Annotated in this window: 3 protein-coding genes; all 3 read right to left on the bottom strand. The window is 66.2% G+C overall.

Features of this window, described 5'->3' with window-relative positions:
* Positions 1-318: AEC family transporter (locus VMR03_RS02940; RefSeq protein WP_325402117.1), on the bottom strand; the 318-nt coding region annotated here is incomplete at its 3' end.
* 290 nt (positions 319-608) lie between these two features.
* Positions 609-1,277, bottom strand: a complete 669-nt coding sequence (locus VMR03_RS02945; protein WP_325402119.1) for a hypothetical protein — start codon at positions 1,275-1,277, stop codon at positions 609-611.
* Positions 1,278-1,279: 2 nt separating this feature from the next.
* Positions 1,280-1,954: hypothetical protein (locus VMR03_RS02950; protein WP_325402121.1), on the bottom strand; the 675-nt coding region annotated here is incomplete at its 5' end.

The following is a 1,954-nucleotide window of genomic DNA, read 5'->3' on the forward strand; positions in this document are numbered from 1 at the left end:
ATTGCCCTGTCCGCCGCCGAAGCCGATGACCACCGCCTCGCCGAAATTCCGCTTCAACGCGAAACGCGCGATCAGCGAGCCGATCGCCCAGACGGCGAGCATCGCGCCGTAATAGGAAAGCCAGAGCCCCCAGGGCAGCATATCGGGCATCTCCGTCCGCGCGATGTTGCGGAAGAGCAGGAACGGGATGCCGAAGGTGAAGACATAGGTGTCGAGCCCGTCGATCGCCGCGTCGCTCATCAACTTCGAGCGCACGGCGAGATAGCCGAGGCCGATCACACCGAAGATCGGCAGCACGAGGCTCAGCGCATATCCCATGAAATATCCGAGGCAGGAAGAACGACAGGCCGAACCTAGGGTGCACGGGGTATGACGTCAATTCGCGGACGGATGCGCTCTTCGGGGCCTCGCCTGCCGTCCTGCTCCCCCTTCCCCCACCCGGCTTCGGCTAAGGCTTGGGACAAGCCCAAGCCGAGCCTTCGCATCCCTCCCCCTTCCCGCCCGACCGCTTCAAGGATACGGAGGGATATCGACGGGAAGGGGGAGGGAGGAGCGAGCGCAAGCGAGCGGAGGGTGGGGGATGGGAAAACACAGCCGCTACCGCAACCTCACCAATCGTAAAGCCCCGTGAACCGCCGGAAACCCGCCCGCTCCGCATAGGCCTGCCATTCCTTGCGCAGATGGGTCGTCGCGCTCGGGCTGCCGCTTCCCTGGCCCAATCCCAAAATCGTCAGCGCCTCGCAACCGTCGAACAAGGCGGAAGACGGCGGCGGCAGATGGCCGCCCTTCCGCGTCAGATGCGCATATTCGGAATCCTCGAAGCCGTCGGTCAGGAGGACGACATGAACCTCGTTCGTCCGGCAATCGACGATCTCGGCTTCGGTCTCAAGAAAGGGGACGATGTTGGTGAAGCCCTGCGCCTTGAGCTTCCCCTCCGCGACGAGCTTCGGAACGTTGGCGATCAGCGTCGAGATACCTTGCGCGACGACGTCGGGCCTCGCATGGGCGGAAATCACCTGATCGATCTTGAGGCCGTTGGCGCTGCCGTCGTAGCTGCCGAAGGTGCGGACCATCACCCTCGATTTGAGAGGGAGCGTCTTCAACTCCTCGGCAACCCGCGCGCCGGCGCGCGCCGCATAGGCGCTGTCCTTGATCAGCGGATTGCTCTGCGAGAGATCGAGACCGATGACGACGGTGTGCGGCCGGGGCACGGCATCCGCAAAGGCGGGAGACGCAAAACCGGCCATGACGCAGAAGACGAGAATCGCGCGGCGCATCTCTACTCGGCCGCCGTTTCGATCGCGATGCGGCGCGAGGCCCTGGCCGGCGGCAGCAACTCGCCGGCAGGCTCGCGCGCGATTTCAATCCGTGTCGTCGGCCCGGCCTTCATCGCATTGCGCGAGCGGCGCTCCCACCATTCGTCGAAGAGGCGCTCGTAACGCGCCACGTCGCGCGAGGCGTCGCAGCCCTTGAGCTTGTCGCTCATGCTGCCGAAGACAGATGCCTCGTCGCGCCGTCCGCCAAGGAGCTTGCGCGCGGGCGCGGCTTGCGCGGCCATCCCACGCCGCGCCTCGTCGAGCCCCTGCTCGTAATCGCGGGCCTCGCGCATCAGGCCCGTCCAGAGAAGATGGCGGCGGTTCTCCGCGCCTTCCATTTCCGAAAGCTTGTGCCGGAGTTCGTCATGCTCGGCCTCGAGCGCCGCGAGACGAGCCATGTCGCGGCGACGCTGGCCGAAATCGCGGGCCTGGAAGATGCGGCGAAGGGCCTCTGCCGCGAAATGAATGCAGAGCGCGGCGACGCCGGTGACGACGAGAAAAACGATGCCGAGAGACCCGAGCCAGAGGAGCGGTTGCCAGACCCGCACCTCGTCGAGCGCGCCCTCGGCCCGCGCGGCGTCGGGCGCGGCCTGCGTCGCGATGCCGAGCCCGTTCAATGTCTGGTCGAGCGAGGAGGC

The organism is Parvibaculum sp., assembly GCF_035511255.1.
Lineage (GTDB): Bacteria > Pseudomonadota > Alphaproteobacteria > Parvibaculales > Parvibaculaceae > Parvibaculum.

Coding starts and splice junctions, on each gene's coding strand:
- VMR03_RS02945 (WP_325402119.1), bottom strand. CDS start 1,277: ATGCGCCGCGCGATTCTCGTCTTCTGCGTCATGGCCGGTTTTGCGTCT.